Genomic DNA, 21,309 nt, shown 5'->3' with positions numbered 1-21,309 from the left:
ATTTTTCGTTATTTTACTCTTAGAACGCTAAAAAGGGCAAAGGTTTATAATGCCTTGGTTAATGATTGTTAACAGCATTTTTAAAAGATTTTAGTAACTTGCTACGGGCTTTTTTTACCATCATCAACCAAACATTTCCATGCGAAAAACTTTCCTCATTGGCGGGCTACTCTGTGCCTCCACACTCTCCTTTGCGCAAAAAAACATCTCGGGTTTTTCGGCTTCTAACCAGTCGAAACAAGAAAAAATCGAACAGGAGTACCGCACCAAGCAGTCGGCAGAACGTTTTAAAACCCACTTACAAAAACTGACAAGTGTACCACACTTAGCAGGTACGCCTGAAAATGAAAAAGTACGCGACTACATCGCCGACATCATGCGCAAGGCTGGCTTACAAGTGGAAATTTTTCCGCACGATATTTATTTATCAAAAAGCCCAGGTGAAAGCCTCGTTGAAGTGGTAGAACCCGTACGCCTTCCGCTCAACAATCGCGAGTATATTGTAAAGGAAGACAAGTATTCGAGTGATCCTCGCCTGACGCCTGGCTGGAACTCGTATTCTGGCTCTGGCGACGTAACAACCGAGGTTGTGTATGCCAACTATGGCCGCAAAGAAGATTTTGAACAGCTGAAAGCCATGGGCATTTCGGTCAAAGGAAAGATTGTACTAGCACGTTACGGTGGCAACTTCCGTGGCTACAAAGCCAAGCACGCCGAAGCAGCGGGGGCAGCGGGCGTCATTATTTATACCGATCCAGCCGATAATGGCTACACCAAAGGCATTACGTTTCCTGAAGGTTCACAATCGAACGACAACACCATCCAACGGGGGTCGTTATTGACCGTCGATTATACAGGCGACCCACTTACTCCTTTTGAACCCGCCCTCCCACTCGATGGGCCTAAGAAAGTAAAACGCCTTGACCCCAAAGACGCCGCTTTCCATAAAATCCCCGTGACGCCATTGCCTTGGGGCTCGGCCGTTGAAATTCTCAAAAGAATGACGGGCAAAGGTGTCCCTGCGGGCTGGCAGGGTGGTTTGCCGCTGGCGTATCGCTTAGAAGGTGGCCCAGAACTCAAAGTGCGACTCAAGGTAAAACAAGACAAAGAGTTTGTCAGAATTTATGAAGTAGTGGGTACGCTCACAGGTAGCGAGTTTCCCGACGAGTGGATTATTGCGGGTTGTCACTACGATGCTTGGTCTTTTGGCTCCACCGACCCCAACAGCGGTACTGCCATGCTTTTGACCCTGGCCGAGTCGTTGGGTAAAATGCCCCAAAAGCCAAAACGTACCATTAAGATTTGTCACTGGGATGCCGAAGAACACGGCGTCATTGGCTCGGCAGAATGGGTAGAGCAAATGCGCGACGAATTGAGCGCCAAAGCAGTGGCATACATGAACTACGACGCGGCGGTATCGGGCAAAATTTTCGGTGGAAGTGCTTCTCCTTCGCTCAAAAAACTACTTATTGAGGCTTCTCAGGCCGTAGAATACCCCGATTCTAACAAAACGGTTTACGAACATTGGATGGCCCAAAAAGGCGGACGCCGTGGTAGCACCGCCAACGTGGGTGGTTCGGCACCTGTATTGGCCGATAGCGAGCCAAGCATTGGCAACCTAGGCGGCGGGTCCGACCACATTGCGTTTTATATGCACGCAGGTATCCCGTCGTTGAGCGCGGGCGTAGGCGGGCCAACTTTGTACCATTCTCAATACGATGACTTATTTTTCTACAACAAATTTGTGGACTCTACCTATAAAATGGGGCCAATGGTAGAACAAGTAGTAGGAACGATGTCGTTGCGTTTGGCCAATGCCGACATTTTGCCTTACGACGTTTCACGTTATGCCACCGACTTGGCGACGCACCTCAAAACCGCCGAAAAAGCCATCAAAGCTTACGCTCCCACTTATTCAATAGATAAGTTGTTGGCGCAAGTGGAAACGCTCAAGCAAAACGCTCAAAACTACGAAAGCCGCATCAAAACGCTTTTGGCCGCCGACCAAATCGACAAAGCCAAAGTTGTAGCTATCAACAAAGAATTACGGGATTTGGAAAAAGCCTTTATCGACCCCAAAGGCATGGCATACGGTTCATGGTACCGTTCGTTGTATGCGTCGTCTGACCCATACAGTGGGTATGCGTCTTGGATGTTGCCCGCTTTCCAGTACGAAGCATCGTTGAAGTCAACGGCAAATTTGCCTGATTTGGAAGCCCGCCACGCGAAAGCAATTGATACGCTTAACACCAAAATTGTGGCCATCAACCAACAATTAGGCGGTGCAAGTGGCTCTTTGGGTGGAGGAAAAAATTAGAAGATGTGTGGAGGTTGTGAGCAACCTCCACATTTTTATACCCCTAAGAATATTAATCTTCAAACAAATTGCCCAATCCTCCCAAAACCGAACCACTTTCTTTACGCGATTGCGGGCCATAGATAGAAAGACGATCGACTAATTTTGAGATTGGCATCGACTGAATCCAGCATTTGCCCGTTCCTTGAAGGGTTGCCAAGAAAATACCTTCTCCCCCAAACACCATTGATTTGAGGCTACCTGCGCGCTGTACGCTGAAATTCACCGAAGGCTCAAATGCCACGACACAGCCCGTATCCACGCGAAGGGTTTCGTTGTTGAGTTGGCGCTCAATCACCACTCCCCCAGCATGAACAAACGCCAAGCCATCTCCTTGTAATTTTTGAAGAATAAAACCTTCTCCCCCAAACAAACCACTTCCCAAACGCTGGTTGAAGTGAATGCTCAATTTTGTACCCATGGCAGCACACAAGAAGCCATCTTTTTGAACAATCAACGTATTGCCGTAGGTATTTCTCAAGTCGATAGGCATGACAGTTCCAGGGTAGGGTGCTGCAAAAGCCACTTTCCGCTTGCCATAACCACGGTTGGTAAAGTGCGTCATAAACAACGACTCCCCAGTAAGTAAGCGAGAACCTGCTTGGAAGATTTTACCCATAATGCTTTGGTTGGGATTTGTACCGTCGCCCATCTTGGTTTCAAACTGAATGCCGTCTTCCATAAAAAGCATTGAGCCTGCTTCTGCAATCACTGTTTCGTTAGGGTCTAACTCAATTTCGACGATTTGGATGTCTTCGCCAATGATTTTGTAGTCAATTTCGTGAGAATACATGGTTTTCTGTTTGTTAAGGTTATTTGGAATGTTTGTGTCGCCAATTACTCATCTTCTCCCCCTTCATTGAGGTCGTCGCGGTGACGTAATTTTTTATCATCCACGTGTTTATTCAAAAACTGATTGATTTTATCAATGTCAATTGTTGACGTAATTTCCCCAAATGAATTGATACGAATGTCGAAGCCATCGAGGTCTTTATGAACCCGAGGTTTCTCGGTTCCTTCGGGCGGGGTTGCTTTTTTCTTGCTCATTGTGGTTGAATTTTTCACGAAGTTAGAAACCGATTATCCTATTCGCAATAGGCTTTGACTAAACGGTGACTTTTTTCCGATTTATGGTCAAAAACGCAGGCTCAATGGTTTGCTTATGCTATTTGTGCGTCGTCCGTTACTCGCAGCAGGCTGGTGGGCACTGTTTGTGATAGTTCTGATAGGTATTGCGTGTTTACACAACCCTATCTTTAATCCTTGCACCTCTGCTCTTCTTTTCTTGTTGATTTTGGGTTGGAAATGTACGCTTGTAACATTTCCCAGCCTCGATGATGATGCCCCATTAATGACCCCAAAAAATGGCGTTCTTTTTATTTGGCTGTGCAAATTGGTCATCATTCCCGCTGAAATTCTGTGGGTAGGCAACCACATTTCGTTCAGCGAAACTGTTTCATCCATCGCGCTCGAATGCAGCATTATCCTGACTTCTTTCATATTTTTTGCTTTAGGCTGGCACCATAGTCCACTTTTGCCTTCCCAAGCCTTATGGCATTCTTTTCCTCATCCAGCGCGTTATGGTTGGCTTTACCTTGCCATTGGCTTTACTTCTATCGTCTTATTTTATGGTTCGTTTTCTAGCTACTGGACGGGGGCATTGTTTACCTACACCACCCACGAAGCCATCGAAAACCTCAAAGGAAATTTTATTGGTGTACTGGCTAATATTGGTCAGCGATTTGGTTTTTGGGGAATTGTATTGCTTTGGTACAGCTACAACGTTCGCCAGTCACGGCGTTTAAAATGGTTTGAACACCTCGTTTTTTTGTTGCTGGCTTTTACCCTCATCTTTAGTAGCAATCGGGCCAATATGGCCTTTCCTATTCTTGCCTTTCTGGGCGTTATTCTGGTTTATTTTCAGCCCAAACGCAAATGGATATTTAAGGTTTTGGGCATTGGTCTTATCTTTTTGGTACTGTTTTACGGACATTTACGGGTGCAACCGTCGCTCGACACCGAACAAGTCGCGCTGTTATTTGACCATTACACCGACGCCGACAACAACTACCTCGAATACGCCTCTCAGCTTTACCTTGGCAGCCCTTATCAGCTATCTCCCCTGTTATCGGTCGAAAATCCGCCTTTTACGCTTGTAGCTTCTTTGCTCGAACCCGTTCCCGTACTGGGCAAAGCATTTCGCGAAGAAAGTGGCCCTTTTTTATACAATTCACTGATAAACAACCTTCAGGCCCAAGACAAAGTGATTCCCGTGGCAGGCGAGCTGTACCTCAACGGTGGGATGCTACTGGTAGCCATCGGACATTTTCTAATTGGAATTATTTATCGCTGGCTCGACCGCCTTTTTCAAAAGTATCGTTTCACTAATCCTCCCCTTGCGGCGGCTTATTTTTACCTTTCTACGCTTTTTGCAGCCACTTTGCTGCTTAGTCTGACGGTGCTGTCGCAGTTTGTTTTGTTCAACGCCGCTCCTGCATTATTGATAATCACCATAAATTGGTGGCAAATGCGTAAGGGTTACTCAACATAGTTGGTTATATTTGCATCTTTGTTTAACTCATCATCCCCCAATTTTAAGTTGCGCACATGGAAAAAATAAAAGTGGCTAACCCTGTCGTCGAACTTGACGGCGATGAAATGACCCGAATCATCTGGCGTTTTATCAAAGATAAACTTATCCTGCCATACTTAGACGTTGATATTAAATACTACGACCTTGGCATCGAATACCGTGACGAAACAAATGACCAAGTAACGGTTGACGCCGCAAATGCCATTCGTCAATACGGTGTTGGTATCAAATGTGCTACTATCACTCCTGACGAGCAACGCGTAGAAGAGTTTGGATTGAAGCAAATGTGGAAATCACCTAACGGAACTATCCGTAACATCTTGGATGGTACTGTATTCCGTGAGCCAATCGTTTGCCAAAATGTACCTCGTTTAGTAACCAACTGGGATGCGCCAATCATCGTTGGACGTCACGCGTTTGGTGACCAATACCGCGCTACTGACTTTGTTACCAAAGGCAAAGGAAAATTGACTATCAAGTTTGAAGGCGAAGACGGAACGGTTATCGAACACGAAGTTTACAACTTCAAGAGCGATGGCGTAGCCATGGCCATGTACAACACCGACGAGTCAATCCGTGGCTTTGCCCGTGCTTGTCTCCAAGTAGGTTTGCAAAAAGGATGGCCTGTGTATCTTTCTACAAAAAACACCATTTTGAAGAAATACGACGGCCGTTTCAAAGATATTTTCCAAGAAATCTACGAAACCGAATTCAAAGACAAAGGCGTTCATTATGAGCACCGCCTTATCGACGACATGGTGGCGTCAGCTTTGAAATGGAACGGTAACTTCGTGTGGGCATGTAAAAACTACGACGGCGACGTTCAATCGGATACAGTAGCACAAGGTTTCGGTTCATTGGGCTTGATGACTTCAGTTCTTTTGACACCAGATGGTCAAGTAATGGAAGCTGAAGCTGCCCACGGAACAGTAACTCGCCACTACCGCGAGCACCAAAAAGGAAACCGTACTTCAACCAACCCAATCGCTTCTATCTTTGCATGGACGCGTGGCTTGGCTTTCCGTGGTAAATTGGACGGCAACCAACCACTCGTTGATTTCTGTAACGCACTCGAAGCCGTATGTATCGAAACGGTTGAAAGCGGAAAAATGACAAAAGATTTGGCAGTGTGTATCTATGGTAACAAAGTAAGCCACGGAGAGCACTACCTCTACACTGAAGAGTTTTTGGATGCTATTGACGCCAACTTACAGGCTAAAATAGCAAAATAAATTGTTCTTCTTCCCCTCTCTCAGTACTGGGAGAGGGGAATTTCTTTTTCTACCAGTGCGTCGCCTAGTTTTACTTCTTTCCTTCTTTTGCTCGCTTTCTACCGTTTATCCTCAACAACGCCCCAACGGCCACTTTTTGACCGATAGCATTGAGGTAGGAAAGCCTTTTAAGTACGCACTAAGTTTTCGACATTCGCCTCGGGTTGAGGTTTTTTTTCCCGATACCAGCACTGCTTTCCGCCCCTTTGAGGTCATCAAGCTCGACTATTTCCCGACCGAAACCAACGCCAAAGGAAGCTTGGACAGCGCCGTCTATACGCTTCTTTCGTTTGAACTCGCCGAAAACCAATCGCTTTCGGTGCCAGTTTGGGTAAAAGAAGGCCGCGATTGTACAGCCATTTATTCTGATGTGGACGCTATTAAATTGCGTGAACTCATCAAAGGAAATATCCCCGATTCGCTTCACTTACAGGCTGATACATTGGTTGTATCGTTAAAAAGCCAAACCAACTACCCGTATTTGGTGCTCATAGGATTACTCATTAGTTTGATTGGAACGGGCGTTTATTTGCTCTTTGGCGAAGCCTTGACCCGCCAATGGGAGTTGTATCAAATGTTTTTGAGAAATCGGGAATTTAAGCGAAGCTTTACCCGCCTCACCCGCGACATCAACGGCCCCAAAGGCATCGAAAATGCCGAAAAAGTGGTGGTACTTTGGAAAATTTACTTGCAACGGCTCGAACGTAAACCTTACGTGACTTACACCACCAAGGAGATTATGGACAACCTGCCCGACGAACAATTGGCCGAAGCCCTGCGGTCGATTGACGGGGTGATTTATGGCGGGGTATCGTCGAGAAACACGGCGGATTCACTCAATATTTTGCGGGATATTGCCGACCAAACCTATCGTAACAAACGCATTGAACTCCTTCAAAAAGGACGAACTAAAGCCAAACAATCTTAATCATGGCCAATTTTATTCTTCTATCCACACCCACTTTGGGCAGTGCTTTTTCAGCCTATCGCGTAGCTATTATTGACGGGGCAAAAATCCCAACCCTCGCTGCTTTTTACCAAGCCATCGAAAAGGGCCTTGGCTTTCCTGAAGATTTTGAACATGATTTGGAATCGCTCGACGAATTTTTGAACGATTTGGAATGGATTTCGGCTTCGGACGTAGCCATTTTTGTCAAAAACTCAGACGGCTTTTTAGCGCAAGAAAAACCCAAGAAAATATTTGAACTCCTCAATATGCTCGATGCCACCGCCGAAGACTGGAAATGGGTGGACGATGACATGGAGCCTAAAAACGTCAAAATCGTTTTTCAAACCAACGAACGCATTGCTTCATTGCTCGACGAAGAAGGCATCGCTTACGTGGCTCAATAAAACGCGTCTTCGATGTGGTGAATCTGAACAGTACCTGAATTAATAATGACCGAAACAACATCAAAGCGAATGTCGCCGTGCCAATCGCGGTCAAAAATGTAGTTTTCGGCGGCCTTCATAATGAGTCGGCGCTTGGTGGCGTCCACAAACTCTTCGGGCATTCCGTAGCTGAGATTGGTACGGGTTTTAACTTCTACAAACACCAAAATTTTGTTCTTTTTGGCGATAATGTCGATTTCCGCGTGGCGGTAGCGGTGGTTTCTGACAATGATTTCGTAGCCTTTGTCGGCCAAAAATTCAGCGGCTTTGTCTTCGCCTTGTTTTCCAGTATCCAAATGTTCTGCCATGAGCGTGTGCGTTAGCCGCCCGCGCGTGTGTACTCTTTTTGGTACTGCAAGGGCGATTTTCCAGTGAGGTTTTTAAATTGTCTGTTGAAGTTTGAGACGGTGTTAAAGCCGCTTTCGTAACAGATTTGGGTCACTGAAAATTTTTCTTCTATCAACAACTTGCACGCATAGCCCACCCGAATCTCGCTCACAAAGTCAGAAAAGGTCTTATTGGTACGGCTTTTAAAGTACCGACAAAAAGCCGCTTCGGTCATGTTGGTGAGTGCTGCTACTTCATTGAGGCGGAGTTCTTCTTTGAAGTGTTTCATCACGTATTCGTGCACCTTCTGCATTCGCTCCGTTTCCGAAACTTTGTGGGTATTGACGTACCCCACGCTCGTGATGTAGGTAGTTTCGGTAGAATGCGACAAGTAATTCAGCATGGTCAAAAGCTGGAGAATTGCCTCAAAACCATCGGTTTTAGAAAGCCCCTCCAAACTTTTTCGTACGTATTCACGCGCACCTCCTACAATATCAAGTCCTCGATAACTCTTTTGTAATAATTGTCGGAGCAAGTGCATTTCTGGTTTTTGAAAAAACGATTCTCCCAAAAAATCTTCCGTAAAATACACCACAACACCGTGTGTTTTCAGCCCTGAGTTTCCTTCAAAATACGCTCGGTCGCTACGCCAAAGGTGCGGAACATTGGGTCCCAAAAAAACCGTATCTCCTGCTTCAAAATGTCGAATATCGTCCCCAATAAACCGTGTCCCTGACCCTTCTACTACGGTAAAAATCTGGTAGTGTGGGTGAAAATGCCAATTAGGATCAAAATGAGCTTCGACCAGCTCAAGCGCCATAAACGAAGACGTAGGCGCACTCAGCTCTTTACGTAAGGGTATTCTCATCTTGCGTGTGGGTTAGCTATTATTTAACAAAAATAGAAGAAATATGTTCCTATCTCAGTCAAAATACAGTTAAAAGCCTCTTACTACATCCATTCCCAAGCACTTTGATAGGCGTCTATCGACTCGGCATAAGCGATAAAATCGGCATAAAACGGAAACTGCGCCAAGGTAGCGCTATCCCCCACAATGACCAATTTTTTGCGAGCTCGGGTCATTGCTACGTTCATGCGTCGAATGTCGGCCAAGAAACCGATTACTCCTTCGGCATTACTTCTGGTCATGCTGATATAGACAATATCCCGTTCTTGCCCTTGAAAACTATCCACGGTATTTACGGCAATAGCAGGCAAAAAAGATTGCAAATCAGCAACCTGCGTCAGTTGGCCGCTGAGAACTTGGATTTGTTGTTTGTAAGGCGAAATAATGGCCACACTTGGTACTTCGTTGGGTGTTTTGGTTTTGGAAGCCCACTCGGCCATAAACTGGCTGAGGTGCTTGAGCAAAAGACCCGCTTCTTCGGGGTTAGTCGCGCTCGTGCCTTCTATCTTTTCGTCGAAACCACAACCAGCGGTATCAATAAAAAGCAAGGGGTTATCTTCCGCAAAAAGGCGCCGTTTGGCCACCGATGCGTGGGCTTTTAACAGATTTTTATAAAACACTTGCGACGAATAACCCATAATTTGCTCGTTCATGCGGTATTGTTCTTCGAGCAACGTCACAGCTTGCGGATGCAGCTCTACGCATTTTTCGAGCAATGTCTTACTTAAACCACTTTTTGCCGCCGATTCCGATTTAATGGTAGGAGGAAGCTGACAATGGTCACCTGCCAACACCACTTTTTCAGCTTTCAACAACGGAATCCAGCAGGCAGGTTCAAGGGCTTGCCCCGCTTCATCAATCACCACCGTCTGATACCGCCCCGACCGTACCGTATAATGATTAGAACCTACCAACGTAGCCGTCACGACTTGCGTTTTGGTCATCAAATCATCAATGATGTATTGCTCTATATTCCCCACTTCTTTCATGATTTTGTGGGCTTCTTCAAAGAGTAACTTACGTTGATCACGTTCCGACTTACCAAAACTCCGCTTGTATTTGTGCGCCATGTTTTTAAACTCCTGCGCTTGCTTTTTGAGGCGCTTCACTTCTTTTAGTTGGGGGTGCTCCGACATTTTTCCATCTAATGTCAACGACATGAGGCGTTCGGTAACGCGGGCAGGGTTTCCAACGCGCAACACATTAACACCCTCTAAATGAAGCTTTTCACTCAACAAATCCACCGCCGTATTGCTGGGAGCTACCACCAATATTTTCTGATTATCACGGCGAACCAACGCTTTGATTGCTTGCACCAACGTAGTCGTTTTTCCCGTACCTGGCGGCCCGTGGACAATCGCTAATTCGTTGGCTTTCAGAATAGTGTGTACGGCGCGTTGCTGCGATTCGTTGAGGCGTGGAAGTGCTATTTCGGGCTCATTTTCTTTAAATGTCGGGGTTTTATTTCCCGCTAAAACCTGTACAAGTTCTCTGGTGGGAGTGGCTGCCCCTTCTGCTACGGCCATTGCTTGCTTGAGCGCCGATTGCATTTCTTCGTAACTATTATCATCAAAAAGCACTTCCACGCCCAGCTTTCCGTCGCGGGTCCAGTCGGGCAGTTCGTCGGTGCGGAGGGTAATTCGTAGTCGATTTCCGCTTTGGTGCGCAATCGTGCCTTCTACACGGTCGTTTTTAGGGTCGTGGTTGCCAAAGAAAACCGCTGGAATCCCAAAACGAAATTGGTGTGGAATATCTTGGTGCGTCGTGCGTTCGAGTTCGACCGACAAATAATCGCCTCTACTCATTTCCGAACCACGTATCGCCACGGGATACCACGTAAGGCCGTTGGCGCGGCGCTCGGCCACCGAAGCTTGTTCGGTCAATCGTTGGTATTGGCGTAAATCCTCTTCACGCTCTACTTTCAGTAATTCCTGTAAATTTTTGAAATAATTCATACACAAAAGTAGGCTATATTCTCCAAAACCTTGCCTTTTAGAAACAGCTTACATTTTGCTTAATGTTGTTTGTAATAACATTTTTTTAACCAAAATTTATTCAAAATAAAACTTTTCAATCAAAATACAGTCAAAACCTGCAAACAAACAATAGGTTTTTAGCACTATTTCTCCATAAAATTGCATTATGAAATACAGTATGAATTTGTTGCTTTGGGGCACTCAAATCGACGAGAGCCTCTTCCCGACTTTAGAACTGATTCGGGAAATCGGGTTTGAAGGGGTAGAAGTACCCATTTTCAATACCAACCCTGACGCTTGGCATCAGTGGCGTAAAAAATTGGACGAATTGGGTCTGCACCGTGAATGCGACACTTTCTGCGGCCCCGCCGAAAATCTCATCAGCTCCGACCCTGCCATTCGTGCCTACGCGCTCGAAAACCTCAAGCGGGTTGTTGACTGTGGGGCTGTGCTTGGAGCGACCAAGCTTATGGGGCCCTACCACTCAGCTTTGGGCGTTTTTACGGGACAACCTGCCACCGCCGATGAGTGGAAATGGGGAGTAGAAGGAATTTACCAATTGGCCGACTACGCCCAACAGCAGGGTATTTTATTGGGATTAGAATACCTCAATCGCTTTGAATTATACCTCACCAGTTGCGGCGACGAACTTACGCGCTTTGTCGATGACGTCAACCACCCCAACTGCAAAATCATGTTTGATACCTTCCATGCCAACATCGAAGAGAAAAACATTGGGGATTGTATCCGCAGCATGGGCGACCGCATTGCGTTTATTCAACTTTCAGAAAACGACCGCAGTACCCCAGGAAAAGGAAACGTGGACTGGAAAGGCACGTTCCAAGCCATCAAAGACATCAATTACGATGGTTGGTTGAGCATCGAAGCTTTCAGTCCGAAACTCCCTGCCGCTAATATTTGGCGTAAAATGTTTGATTCGGAAGAACAACTCATGCGCGACGGCTTGTCCTTTATCAAAAACTCTGTTCTAGCTTAACGACTCATATTCACCTCTTTATTTGATTCCAAAAAACACCCAATCAACACGTTTTTTCCATGAAAAAAATTAACATTGCCATTGTAGGTCTGGGCTTTGGTGCCGAATTTATTCCGATTTATCAGCGCCACCCAAACGCCAATATGTACGCCATTTGCCAACGTAACGTCGAAAAACTCAACGCCATCGGCGATGCTTTTGGCATTGACGTACGCTATTCTGATTACGACGAGCTACTCAAGGACCCAAATATCGACGCGGTTCACATCAACTCGCCCATTCCTAACCACGCCGAACAAAGTTTAAAAGCGCTTCGCGCAGGAAAACACGTCGCTTGTACGGTTCCAATGGCTACCAGCGTAGAAGAGTGCATGGAAATCGTAAAAGCCGTCAAAGAAACGGGCAAAAAATACATGATGATGGAGACCGTGGTGTATGCCCGCGAGTTTTTGTTTGTCAAAGAATTGTACGAAAAAGGCGAACTAGGGAAAGTTCAGTTCTTGAAGGCATCGCACCAGCAAGACATGGACGGCTGGCCTGACTACTGGCCAGGATTGCCTCCGATGCACTACGCGACGCACTGCGTAGGGCCTGTGGCAGGTTTGCTCAAATTAGAAGCCGAGTACGTGTCGTGTTTTGGTTCGGGGACTATCCGCGAAGAATTAGCCAAGATTCACAACTCTCCCTTCGCGGTTGAGTCGGCACACATCAAGTTTAAAGACAGCGACTTGAGCGCGTACGTCTATCGTTCGTTGTTTGACGTAGCGCGTCAGTACCGCGAAAGTTTCGAGGTGTATGGCTCTAAAAAATCGTTTGAATGGCCACTCATCGAAGGCGAAGAGGCGGTGATTCACACGGCGAAAAAAGAAGAGCACGAAATCCCCGAGCGAGTAGCTACCCCAGATTACGCGCACCTTTTGCCCGCCGAAATCCAAGATTTTACCACCAAAGGAGTGTATGACATTGCCGAAAATACGCACCTTTCGTTTACCCAGGGCGCAGGACACGGTGGCTCTCACCCGCACTTGGTGCACGAGTTTTTGATGGCTTTGGTGGACGACCGCGATCCGTTCCCGAATGCGGCACAGTCGGCCAACTGGACATCGGTAGGTATTCTTGCGCACGAATCGGCCATGGAAGGTGGTAAACTCCTACAATTGCCTGATTTCTTTAATGCGTAAATTATATTAAGTGCAAAAACTATTTCGCCGCGCCACAAAGCCAAGGCGCGGCGAAACATTTATAAAAACAAAAAGTAATAACAAAAAAGCCTCGGAGAGGCAAAACGTTTGTAGAAAAAAACAATTACAAAAACATCCAAAAAGCCTCGGAGAGGCAAAACGTTTGTAGGCCAAACATTTGTAGAAAATAACAACCACAAAAACATCAAAATAGCCTCGGAGAGGCAAAACGTTTGTAGGCCAAACATTTGTAGAAAAAAACAACCACAAAAACATCAAAAAAGCCTCGGAGAGGCAAAACGTTTGTAGGCGAAACATTTGTAGAAAAAAACAATTACAAAAACATCCAAAAAGCCTCGGAGAGGCGAAACATTTGTAGACTATTCAGTAACAAATAATCATTTAACCATACAATGAAACGTTTCCTAACCATTGTTTTGTCGGCAATTTTGTTGTGGCAATGTGCTACGCAAAAGACAACACAAACGACCCAAACCCAACAAGCGACCAAGCCTCGCCGCATCGAAATCTTGTTTCTGGGCGACAACGGCCACCACCGCCCCATCGAGCGCGTGCCGTCTATCATGGGAGCGCTGGGGGCAAAAGGCATCAACTTTACCTATTCTGATGACCTCAACGACCTTAATGCGACCAACTTAGCCAAGTACGACGGGGTACTTTTGTACGCCAACTGGGATACCATCAACAAACCCCAAGAACGCGCGTTGGTGGACTACATCGCCAGCGGAAAAGGCTTTATCCCTGTTCACTGCGCCTCGTATTGCTTCCGCAATTCGGACGAGTTGGTAAAAATCATGGGAGGGCAATTTTGGCGCCATACGTGGGATACGATTCGCCCCGTTTGGACCAATCCCAACCACCCTGCCATCATGGGATCTAAAATGTTCAAAACGTTGGACGAAACCTACCTTCACACCAAGTTACAGCCCGACAACCTCGTGTTGACTGAGCGTGAAATTCAGCCCGACCAATACAAAGACAAGCCCAACACCAAAACCGAGCCTTACACGTGGGTTCGTACGCACGGCAAAGGCCGCATTTTCTACACGGCGTACGGGCACGACGACCGTACGTGGAGTCAGCCCGAATTTATGACTTTGTTGGAAAAAGGAATCCGCTGGGCCGTAGGAGACCAAGCAGTCAAAGATTTGGCCGCCCTCGACCCACTTCCGTTTACGTACAAAGAATCAAAACTTCCTAACTACGAAAAACGCCCTGGCCCACAACTCCAGCAAAACCCTGTGTCGCCACAGGAGTCGATGAAGCACATTCAAGTTCCTGCTGACTTTACGTTGGATTTATTTGCCTCAGAGCCCAATGTGATGCACCCCATCGCGATGAGTTGGGACGAGCGCGGCCGTTTGTACGTGCTTATTACCAAAGATTACCCCAACGAACGTAAAGACACGGGCGGAACAGACTATATCTTGATTTGTGAAGACACCGACAAAGACGGAAAAGCAGATAAGTTCACGCGTTTTGCTGAAGGACTAAGCATTCCAACGGGGATGGTGTTTGCCAACGGAGGACTTATCGTAAGTCAAGCGCCTCACATGTTGTTTTTGAAAGATAACGATGGCGACGATAAAGCAGACGAAAGAAAAATCCTATTCTCAGGCTTCGGAACGGGCGATACGCACGCAGGCCCTAGCAACTTGCACTATGGCTTCGACAACTGGATTTGGGGATGCGTAGGTTATTCAGGTTTTGAAGGAAAGTTGAAAGAAAATACGGATAGCTTGAAGTTTGGCCAAGCACTTTTCCGTTTCAAACCCGATGGTTCAAAAATGGAGTGGATTACCAGTACTTCTAACAATACGTGGGGTATGGGCTTCAACGAGGCAGGTGACGTGTTTGGGTCAACTGCCAACAACTCGCACGGCTGGTACATGGCCATTCCTCACCGCTACTTTACGGGAAGCCTCGGTATGGGCCGCGACAACGGTAGCCGTGGTACCGACACGCACAAAGACATGAAGCCTATCACGCCACGGATTCGTCAGGTGGACGTATTCGGTGGATTTACAGCCGCTGCTGGGCACAATTTCTACACCGCACGTGCTTTCCCTAAAAAATACTGGAATCAAATTGCGTTTGTAGCCGAGCCAACGGGGCACGTATTGCACCAAAACCAGCTCGTTAAACGTGGAACGGACTACGAAGACAAAGAAGCATTCAACCTCATGGCGGGTGCCGACGAATGGTTTTCACCCGTATTTGCCGAAGTAGGGCCCGACGGTGCCGTTTGGGTAGCCGACTGGTACAGCTTTATCATTCAGCACAACCCTACTCCACAGGGATTTGGTAACGGAAAAGGAAATGCCTACGAAACCGACCTGCGCGACTACACCCACGGACGTATCTACCGCGTGGGCTACAAAGAAGCTCCTGCTTATACGCCAATGGCACTCAGCAAAGACCGCCCGCAAGAATTGGTGGCAGCGCTTAAAAATACCAATATGTTTTGGCGTAACCACGCTCAACGTATGTTGGTAGAACGTGGCAACAAAGACGTTGTTTCTCAGCTAATTGCTTTAATCAATGACACTTCGGTGGACGAAGTTGGTTTAAATCCAGCCGCAATTCACGCTTTGTGGGCATTGCAAGGATTAGGAGCTATCTCGGACGATAACGTTCTCAAAGCTGTAGTAGGCGCACTCAAGCACCCAAGTGCAGCCGTGCGTAAAAATGCCGTACAAGTATTGCCTTCAACAAATGCAACTGCACAAGCGTTGCTCAATAACAACACCCTCAATGATTCAGAGCCGTTGGTAGTATTGAACACGTTGTTGAAATTTACCGAAACACCCCTAACGTCTGACGTTGAGAAAGCGGTATTAGCTCGTTTTGAAAGCTCAACCGAAGCCGATGACCGTTGGTTGCCCGATGCTTTCTCGGTTATTTTGAATGCCCACGGTGGAAAATTGATGCAAACTTACCTTGCTAAACGCACCGTTGGTCAACGTACCGAAACCAAGAGCAGCGAGCCCAAAGCCGCGATGAACCACGACCACCACGCGATGAATCACGGCGCTGGCAATCAAGCATCTGCTGGAGCTACGAAGCCTGATTTGGCCATTACCAACATCACCATCAATCCTGCGGTGCCATCGGTGCGCGAGTCGGCAAGCATTACAATTGAGATTACCAACAAAGGCGTAGCCATTCCAAAAGCAACGGTTCCTGTCGTAAAAATAGGCATCGAAGGTTTGGGGCTTAAAATCAACTACGTAAGTTACCAACTTAAAAATGGCATCGGTGCGGGCGAAACCATTCAGTTGGTGGAAAGTAACAACGGTCCGTGGGTAGGCCGCATGGGCTTTACGGCCGAGCAAGCGGGTAAATTGCGCATCAGCGCCACCATCGATGGCGACAATGTCATTCCTGAAGAAGATGATGTTAAGAACAACTCATTGAGCAAAACTTTCGACATAAAACGCCCTGCCAAGCTTTCAGACTTTGCCCTTGAGCGCGCTGCTCGCAGCTACGCTTCTTCTACCTCGTTGAGTCCAGAGTCGCTCCTAGAGTTGATTACCAAAGCAAATACCTTGGACGATGACGCTCGTTATGCGGTATTGAAGGGAATTGTCAACGGCTGGAATCCACGTCGTAAAGTAACCACCAGCGATGCCAACAAACTATTGCTTGTCAGCGCCAAAGACGGAATTCCTGAAGATTTGAAAGGTAAATTTACGGGTATCGTCGAATCGTTTGGAGCTAATGCGCTTGTACCTGTTGACCCTAATTTACAAGTTATCAAAATCAAGTCGGTGAAAGAGGCGATGAAGTTTGACTTAAAAGAATTTACGGTCATTGCAGGAAAACCCGTGGAATTGGTATTCGACAACCCTGACGCGATGCAGCACAACCTCGTGATTGTGAAGCCTAAAGCGATGGATATTGTCGGAAATGCCGCCGATAAGATGATTACGCAAAAAGATGCGGTTGAGAAAAACTACGTTCCTAGCTTGCCTCAAGTGGTAGCCTTTACGCCTTTGGTCAACCCTGACCAGTCGTATCGCCTCACGTTTACAGCCCCTACTGAACCAGGAAATTATCCGTATATCTGTACGTTCCCAGGTCACTGGCGCATCATGAACGGCGTAATGAAAGTAGTGAAAGAAGAAGCAAAGCCTGCTACGAAGTAAAGCGCTGTTATCTTTAAATAGTAGTCTAGACCTTCCAAGTTTTTGAAACTTGGAAGGTCTTTTTATTTTTATCTATGGGTAGAATCAAAATATTCTAATTCGACCAACTTAAAACTAGCAATTTGTTAATTAAAAAAATAAAAGTGATTTTTACAAAGGAAAGTGACTATCTACCCTATCAAAAAACATTCGATATGTATCGCAAAACAGCCTATTGCTTTGTCATTTTATTTTCTTTCATATCTATCGTACAAGCCCAAAAAGGGAATATTACCTTATCCCCACAGATTTTTGTGCGCAAAGTATCTTTAGCTATACCACAATTTGGAGTTGCGGCATCCATCCATTATAATTTAGGTAATTACGTGGCAATTGGCGGAATCTTTATTGCTGACGCATATTTTACTACTCCAAAAGCCATTAATTATTATAAGATTAGATCTTTTAGTTGTACATTCATCCCAGAGATTCAAATTAATTTTTCCAATAAAAAAATTATCCCCTTCCTAAAACTACAAGCATTTGATGGTCATTATTATTATATCGTTGCAAACAATAATAATCCAACATTGCCACCTAAGCACAGAAAAATAAGAGAATTCATTAGGCACTCTTTCCCTCGTATCAGTTATTCAGCAAGTATTGGTTTGCAATTTAAACTAACTGAAAGATTGAAAGCCGCAGGAATGGTTAACTTTAGATCTACCCAGCCTACACAAGTTAGAAACATAAATGTAGGCTTCGGAGTACAGTATGACCTTAGGCATAAAGAATGATTTTATTAACCCTTCCAAGTTTTGAAAACTTGGAAGGGCTTTTTATTACACTTTTATAATAATCCCCTTCTTGTACATCACGTACAAAATCACAAACCAAATCGCCAAGAAGGTAAGTGCCCCTGCTAAGGAAGCGTTGTATTCGTTGACAAACCACACCCCTATCAAGTTTTTCTGCATCCACAACTGCGAACTTACCGGCCCCTCGGGAGTGTCAATTTTTATCAGTGCCAACGTCCGAGGAATAATGCCCGATAAGAAAAAAACTGTAATTGCATTCACGCCAAAAGCGACTACAGGCGTCGTCCACTTACGATACCCTTGGACGTCGATGAGCCAATAGCAAAGTGCTAACCCCACCATGGCCCAGCCTCCCGCGTACAACACGTACGAACTCGTCCACAACGATTTGTTGATTGGGAAAAACAAGTCTGCTATAAGTCCTGCAACAACCAATCCATTCCCCGCAGCAAACAACCACGCAATTCGCTCCGCCACAGGCTTATCGACTCGCAGCCATTGCCCTGTCAATACCCCCAGCAGCCCCGTTCCTACGGCAGGAATCGTACTAAAAATACCTTCTGGATCCCATACTTTGGCGGCTTTCCACAAGTGATTGGTACCCAAAATAGTCCGATCCACCCAAGCGCCCAAGTTGGTTTCAGGTTCTAAATTCGCATAGCCAACTCCAGGGACAGGCACAAACGTCATCAGCACATAATAAGCCAGCAGCACCAGCGCCAGCAGCCCGATTTGGGTCTTACGGGTTGTTTTAATGTAAAGAAGTGAACAGACAAAATACACAATAGCGATGCGTTGGAGCACCCCAGGAATTCGAACCGTTTCAAAATTAAACTTTGGATACAAGCTCAAAAAAAGTCCCAACCCAAACAGCGTCGCGCTTCGTCTTGCAATTTTCAGTACCGTAGGCGGGTTTTTCCCCATTGCAAACGCAATAGAAACGCCAACAATGAACAAAAAGAAAGGAAACACAAGGTCGGTGGGCGTGCAGCCGTTCCAGTGGGCATGGAGCAAAGGAGGATAGACGTGCCCCCAATCGCCTGGATTATTTACCAAAATCATGGCAGCCACGGTCAGGCCGCGAAACACGTCTAACGAGAGTAATCGGTTTTGCATAGGGTTGGTCAATGAAGGATTTTACCTACGCAAGATAGCCGTTTCAGTTGAGATTTCCAGCCACTTTTAGCCCGCTTGGTACGCGCTTGGGAGTGCTACGGTCAAACCCTTCGTCATTAAGAGTATTCAAAAATTCTACGATGTTTGAAATATCTTTAAAGCTGACTTTCAATGAATTTAGCAACGGGTCAAGCTGTGCTTTGCTCACTTTGGGGTTACGAATTTTGTCTCCCGACAAGTCCTCATAAAACTCCAAAACGTGTTCGAGCGTACGGAGTTTTCCGCTGTGCATGTAGGGAGCGGTGTAGCGTAAGTTTCTTAAAGTGGGCGTTCTAAAACGGTAACGATTGTCCACGCCTGCATCCGTTTCAGGAAGTTTTTCGTTGTCAGGAACGCCTAATGTGTGAAGTTGGTAATCCGATAACATCGGGCCATTGTGGCATTTTGCACAGCCCGATTTAAGGAACGCTTGCATCCCGTCGCGTTCGTTGATAGAAAGTGCGGTATTGTCGCCGCGCATGTATTGGTCAAAACGAGAATTGCCCCCAACGAGCGTTCGTTCGTAAGCCGCAATCGCTTGCCCGAGGGTACGGTTTGTGATGGAATCTTTAGAACCAAACGCTTTTTGGAACAACAAACGGTATTCAGCATTGGCGAGGAGGCGTTTAATTACACTATCCAACGCCGCTTCTTTGGGATAACGATGTCCCCGCATTTCTTCCAACGATTTGATAGGTTCGAGCGCTTGCGCTTCCAAACCTTTTGCCCGCAAGTCCCAAAACATGGGCGCGATACTCGCCTCAACGCGGCCATTTTCGCGAATGCCATTGAAAGCGGCGTTAAGAACCGTTTGTGAATTTCGCTTGACAAAAGGAATATCGTTGGGCGTCCGAAAAGCACGTTTGCTTCCCATTCCGTGACCATTGACCCCAATCGAAATTTCCAAACTTTCGGCAAAGCCAAATTCTGGCTGATGACAGGTCGCACAAGCCACGTCTTTGTGACCCGACAAAATGGGGTCAAAAAACAGCAATCGCCCCAAAGCAACTTTTTCGGGTGTGATGGAATTGTCGGCGGGGGTAGGCACACCCGTAGGCAAAGCCGCCAGCCGCGTACTATCGTCAGGTACTTCCTTTTTTTGAGTATCAGTTTGCGTTTGTTCATGCGTTGCACAGCTTAGGGTTACTACCCAAAGCCCCAGCAGCAAGCCTTTCCAAAGTTGTCGTAGTATCATGTGAGCAAAACTACTATTTCTATCTTTAGAAAGGTATGACCTACGTCAAACCTAATGGATTGAAATTAGTCCCAACTCATTTTATAACGAAGCGACACTAAGCCACTTTCATATACTTTAGAATCGACGAGGGTCAACCATTTACGTTCTTTCAACTCTTTAAATAGCGGTTTTCCAGCGCCCAATACTATGGGGTGAATAGAAAGCCAAACCTCGTCCACCAACCCCAAATTCATGAGGCTACTGGCCAGTTCTGCGCCGCCAAAAAGCCATATATCTTTTCCAGGCAACGATTTGATGGTACGCACTTGCCGTTCGATGTCGCCTTTGATAAGTTTTTTGCGTTCGAGTTTAAAGTCAGGCAACGTATTCGAGAACACGTATTCGGTTACTTTAGGCATCCAAGCGGTTTCGCCTTCGTTGGTCAACGCCATTTGGTAAGTTTTACGACCCACAAACACCGCATCAATCCGTTTAAAAAATTCATTCAGTCCATAGTCCTGGTCCGTAAAGCACCAGTCGTACTCTCCGTTGGGGCCTTCGATATACCCGTCCAAACTCATGGCAAGACCTAAAATAACTTTTCTCATATCGTTAGGGTTTTTTCTGCTTTACTGAGTGGGCTTTTCCACTCGTTTCTTTGTTTTCATTGCTACTATGTTTTCATAGGAAGTATTCACACCTTCCACAAAAGCGGTCAGTCTTACTTTATCCAAACTCACGTGTGTCCATCCAAGCTGTCCCCATTTATTAGGCACGGGATAAAAGGCATCGTCTTCGCAAAAAATTGTTTGCTGTTCAGGAGTAAACTTCAACGTCACCCATTTGTTTTCGATATTGAAAGTCGCAAAAATCTTCCCTTTGATTTTATACGCAGGTTTGTCAAAGTGCGCTTCTTCTTTTGCATTTGGCATGTTGACCAATACCTCATGCGCTTTTTCTAGGTCTATCATTTTATCAACTTACTTCACTTCCCGAAAGTTAATTTGGGCG

18 protein-coding genes are annotated in these 21,309 nt (G+C 46.1%); 9 read left to right on the top strand and 9 right to left on the bottom strand.

Annotated features, from left to right (window positions below; translation table 11 throughout):
• The first annotated feature begins 139 nt into the window (after window positions 1-139).
• Window positions 140-2,317, top strand: coding sequence for a M28 family peptidase (locus K339_RS0113225; protein WP_028524013.1), 2,178 nt, complete (start codon window positions 140-142; stop codon window positions 2,315-2,317).
• 52 nt (window positions 2,318-2,369) lie between these two features.
• Here the strand turns inward: K339_RS0113225 and K339_RS0113220 are convergent, their stop codons facing one another.
• Both K339_RS0113220 and K339_RS33600 read right to left on the bottom strand, forming a co-directional pair.
• Window positions 2,370-3,149: a TIGR00266 family protein gene (locus K339_RS0113220; RefSeq protein ID WP_028524012.1), complete on the bottom strand. Its 780-nt coding sequence runs from the start codon at window positions 3,147-3,149 to the stop codon at window positions 2,370-2,372.
• 44 nt (window positions 3,150-3,193) lie between these two features.
• Window positions 3,194-3,403, bottom strand: coding sequence for a hypothetical protein (locus K339_RS33600; RefSeq protein ID WP_037300299.1), 210 nt, complete (start codon window positions 3,401-3,403; stop codon window positions 3,194-3,196).
• 109 nt (window positions 3,404-3,512) lie between these two features.
• Between K339_RS33600 and K339_RS0113210 the strand changes: the two genes are divergently transcribed.
• From K339_RS0113210 to K339_RS0113195, 4 genes are read left to right on the top strand one after another with little or no spacing between them, the layout of a single operon-like run.
• Window positions 3,513-4,907: a hypothetical protein gene (locus tag K339_RS0113210; RefSeq protein WP_157607587.1), complete on the top strand. Its 1,395-nt coding sequence runs from the start codon at window positions 3,513-3,515 to the stop codon at window positions 4,905-4,907.
• 56 nt (window positions 4,908-4,963) lie between these two features.
• Window positions 4,964-6,181 (top strand): NADP-dependent isocitrate dehydrogenase, encoded by a 1,218-nt coding sequence (locus K339_RS0113205; RefSeq protein ID WP_028524010.1) that lies wholly within the window; start codon window positions 4,964-4,966, stop codon window positions 6,179-6,181.
• Window positions 6,182-6,236: 55 nt separating this feature from the next.
• Window positions 6,237-7,148, top strand: coding sequence for a hypothetical protein (locus K339_RS33595; protein ID WP_037300295.1), 912 nt, complete (start codon window positions 6,237-6,239; stop codon window positions 7,146-7,148).
• A 2-nt stretch (window positions 7,149-7,150) separates the two neighbouring features.
• Window positions 7,151-7,573, top strand: coding sequence for a barstar family protein (locus tag K339_RS0113195; RefSeq protein WP_028524009.1), 423 nt, complete (start codon window positions 7,151-7,153; stop codon window positions 7,571-7,573).
• On the opposite strand, the gene K339_RS0113190 is transcribed toward K339_RS0113195, so the two are convergent.
• From K339_RS0113190 to K339_RS0113180, 3 genes are all read right to left on the bottom strand, one after another.
• A complete protein-coding gene (locus K339_RS0113190) occupies window positions 7,567-7,920 on the bottom strand; it encodes a YraN family protein (RefSeq protein WP_028524008.1) in 354 nt (117 codons plus the stop codon). The genes K339_RS0113195 and K339_RS0113190 overlap by 7 nt on opposite strands.
• An 11-nt stretch (window positions 7,921-7,931) precedes the next feature.
• Window positions 7,932-8,807, bottom strand: a complete 876-nt coding sequence (locus K339_RS0113185; RefSeq protein WP_028524007.1) for an AraC family transcriptional regulator — start codon at window positions 8,805-8,807, stop codon at window positions 7,932-7,934.
• 83 nt (window positions 8,808-8,890) lie between these two features.
• On the bottom strand, window positions 8,891-10,801 hold the full coding sequence (locus tag K339_RS0113180) for an AAA domain-containing protein (protein WP_028524006.1): 1,911 nt from the start codon (window positions 10,799-10,801) through the stop codon (window positions 8,891-8,893).
• 187 nt (window positions 10,802-10,988) lie between these two features.
• On the opposite strand from K339_RS0113180, the gene K339_RS0113170 reads away from it, so the two are divergent.
• From K339_RS0113170 to K339_RS0113150, 4 genes are all read left to right on the top strand, one after another.
• Complete coding sequence (locus tag K339_RS0113170; RefSeq protein WP_028524005.1) at window positions 10,989-11,819, top strand: sugar phosphate isomerase/epimerase family protein; 831 nt, start codon at window positions 10,989-10,991, stop codon at window positions 11,817-11,819.
• A 59-nt stretch (window positions 11,820-11,878) separates the two neighbouring features.
• Complete coding sequence (locus tag K339_RS0113165; protein WP_028524004.1) at window positions 11,879-13,000, top strand: Gfo/Idh/MocA family protein; 1,122 nt, start codon at window positions 11,879-11,881, stop codon at window positions 12,998-13,000.
• A 413-nt stretch (window positions 13,001-13,413) separates the two neighbouring features.
• Window positions 13,414-17,169 (top strand): PVC-type heme-binding CxxCH protein, encoded by a 3,756-nt coding sequence (locus tag K339_RS0113155; RefSeq protein ID WP_028524002.1) that lies wholly within the window; start codon window positions 13,414-13,416, stop codon window positions 17,167-17,169.
• 122 nt (window positions 17,170-17,291) lie between these two features.
• Window positions 17,292-17,945, top strand: a complete 654-nt coding sequence (locus K339_RS0113150; RefSeq protein WP_157607586.1) for a hypothetical protein — start codon at window positions 17,292-17,294, stop codon at window positions 17,943-17,945.
• Between the two features lie 45 nt (window positions 17,946-17,990).
• Here the strand turns inward: K339_RS0113150 and K339_RS0113145 are convergent, their stop codons facing one another.
• The 4 genes from K339_RS0113145 to K339_RS0113130 all read right to left on the bottom strand — a co-directional run bounded on the left by K339_RS0113145 (window position 17,991) and on the right by K339_RS0113130 (window position 21,269).
• The gene (locus K339_RS0113145; protein WP_028524000.1) at window positions 17,991-19,082 is read right to left on the bottom strand and encodes an acyltransferase family protein; all 1,092 of its coding nucleotides are present in this window, start codon (window positions 19,080-19,082) and stop codon (window positions 17,991-17,993) included.
• Between the two features lie 43 nt (window positions 19,083-19,125).
• Window positions 19,126-20,316, bottom strand: coding sequence for a cytochrome-c peroxidase (locus K339_RS0113140; protein ID WP_028523999.1), 1,191 nt, complete (start codon window positions 20,314-20,316; stop codon window positions 19,126-19,128).
• Window positions 20,317-20,381: 65 nt separating this feature from the next.
• The gene (locus tag K339_RS0113135) at window positions 20,382-20,906 is read right to left on the bottom strand and encodes a dihydrofolate reductase family protein (RefSeq protein WP_028523998.1); all 525 of its coding nucleotides are present in this window, start codon (window positions 20,904-20,906) and stop codon (window positions 20,382-20,384) included.
• Window positions 20,907-20,927: 21 nt separating this feature from the next.
• Window positions 20,928-21,269: an MmcQ/YjbR family DNA-binding protein gene (locus tag K339_RS0113130; protein ID WP_028523997.1), complete on the bottom strand. Its 342-nt coding sequence runs from the start codon at window positions 21,267-21,269 to the stop codon at window positions 20,928-20,930.
• Between the last annotated feature and the right edge of the window lie 40 nt (window positions 21,270-21,309).

Origin of the sequence: Runella limosa DSM 17973, assembly GCF_000482465.1 — a bacterium.
Lineage (GTDB): Bacteria > Bacteroidota > Bacteroidia > Cytophagales > Spirosomataceae > Runella > Runella limosa.
Note: the sequence above shows the minus strand (reverse complement) of the source record. Positions and strands in the feature narration are given on the sequence as shown.

Excerpts from the sequence above, each read along its gene's own strand:
- K339_RS0113225 (WP_028524013.1), top strand. The coding sequence starts at position 140 with ATGCGAAAAACTTTCCTCATTGGCGGGCTACTCTGTGCCTCCACACTC.
- K339_RS0113220 (WP_028524012.1), bottom strand. The coding sequence starts at position 3,149 with ATGTATTCTCACGAAATTGACTACAAAATCATTGGCGAAGACATCCAA.
- K339_RS33600 (WP_037300299.1), bottom strand. The coding sequence starts at position 3,403 with ATGAGCAAGAAAAAAGCAACCCCGCCCGAAGGAACCGAGAAACCTCGG.
- K339_RS0113205 (WP_028524010.1), top strand. The coding sequence starts at position 4,964 with ATGGAAAAAATAAAAGTGGCTAACCCTGTCGTCGAACTTGACGGCGAT.
- K339_RS0113195 (WP_028524009.1), top strand. The coding sequence starts at position 7,151 with ATGGCCAATTTTATTCTTCTATCCACACCCACTTTGGGCAGTGCTTTT.
- K339_RS0113190 (WP_028524008.1), bottom strand. The coding sequence starts at position 7,920 with ATGGCAGAACATTTGGATACTGGAAAACAAGGCGAAGACAAAGCCGCT.
- K339_RS0113185 (WP_028524007.1), bottom strand. The coding sequence starts at position 8,807 with ATGAGAATACCCTTACGTAAAGAGCTGAGTGCGCCTACGTCTTCGTTT.
- K339_RS0113180 (WP_028524006.1), bottom strand. The coding sequence starts at position 10,801 with ATGAATTATTTCAAAAATTTACAGGAATTACTGAAAGTAGAGCGTGAA.
- K339_RS0113170 (WP_028524005.1), top strand. The coding sequence starts at position 10,989 with ATGAAATACAGTATGAATTTGTTGCTTTGGGGCACTCAAATCGACGAG.
- K339_RS0113165 (WP_028524004.1), top strand. The coding sequence starts at position 11,879 with ATGAAAAAAATTAACATTGCCATTGTAGGTCTGGGCTTTGGTGCCGAA.
- K339_RS0113155 (WP_028524002.1), top strand. The coding sequence starts at position 13,414 with ATGAAACGTTTCCTAACCATTGTTTTGTCGGCAATTTTGTTGTGGCAA.
- K339_RS0113145 (WP_028524000.1), bottom strand. The coding sequence starts at position 19,082 with ATGCAAAACCGATTACTCTCGTTAGACGTGTTTCGCGGCCTGACCGTG.
- K339_RS0113140 (WP_028523999.1), bottom strand. The coding sequence starts at position 20,316 with ATGATACTACGACAACTTTGGAAAGGCTTGCTGCTGGGGCTTTGGGTA.
- K339_RS0113135 (WP_028523998.1), bottom strand. The coding sequence starts at position 20,906 with ATGAGAAAAGTTATTTTAGGTCTTGCCATGAGTTTGGACGGGTATATC.
- K339_RS0113130 (WP_028523997.1), bottom strand. The coding sequence starts at position 21,269 with ATGATAGACCTAGAAAAAGCGCATGAGGTATTGGTCAACATGCCAAAT.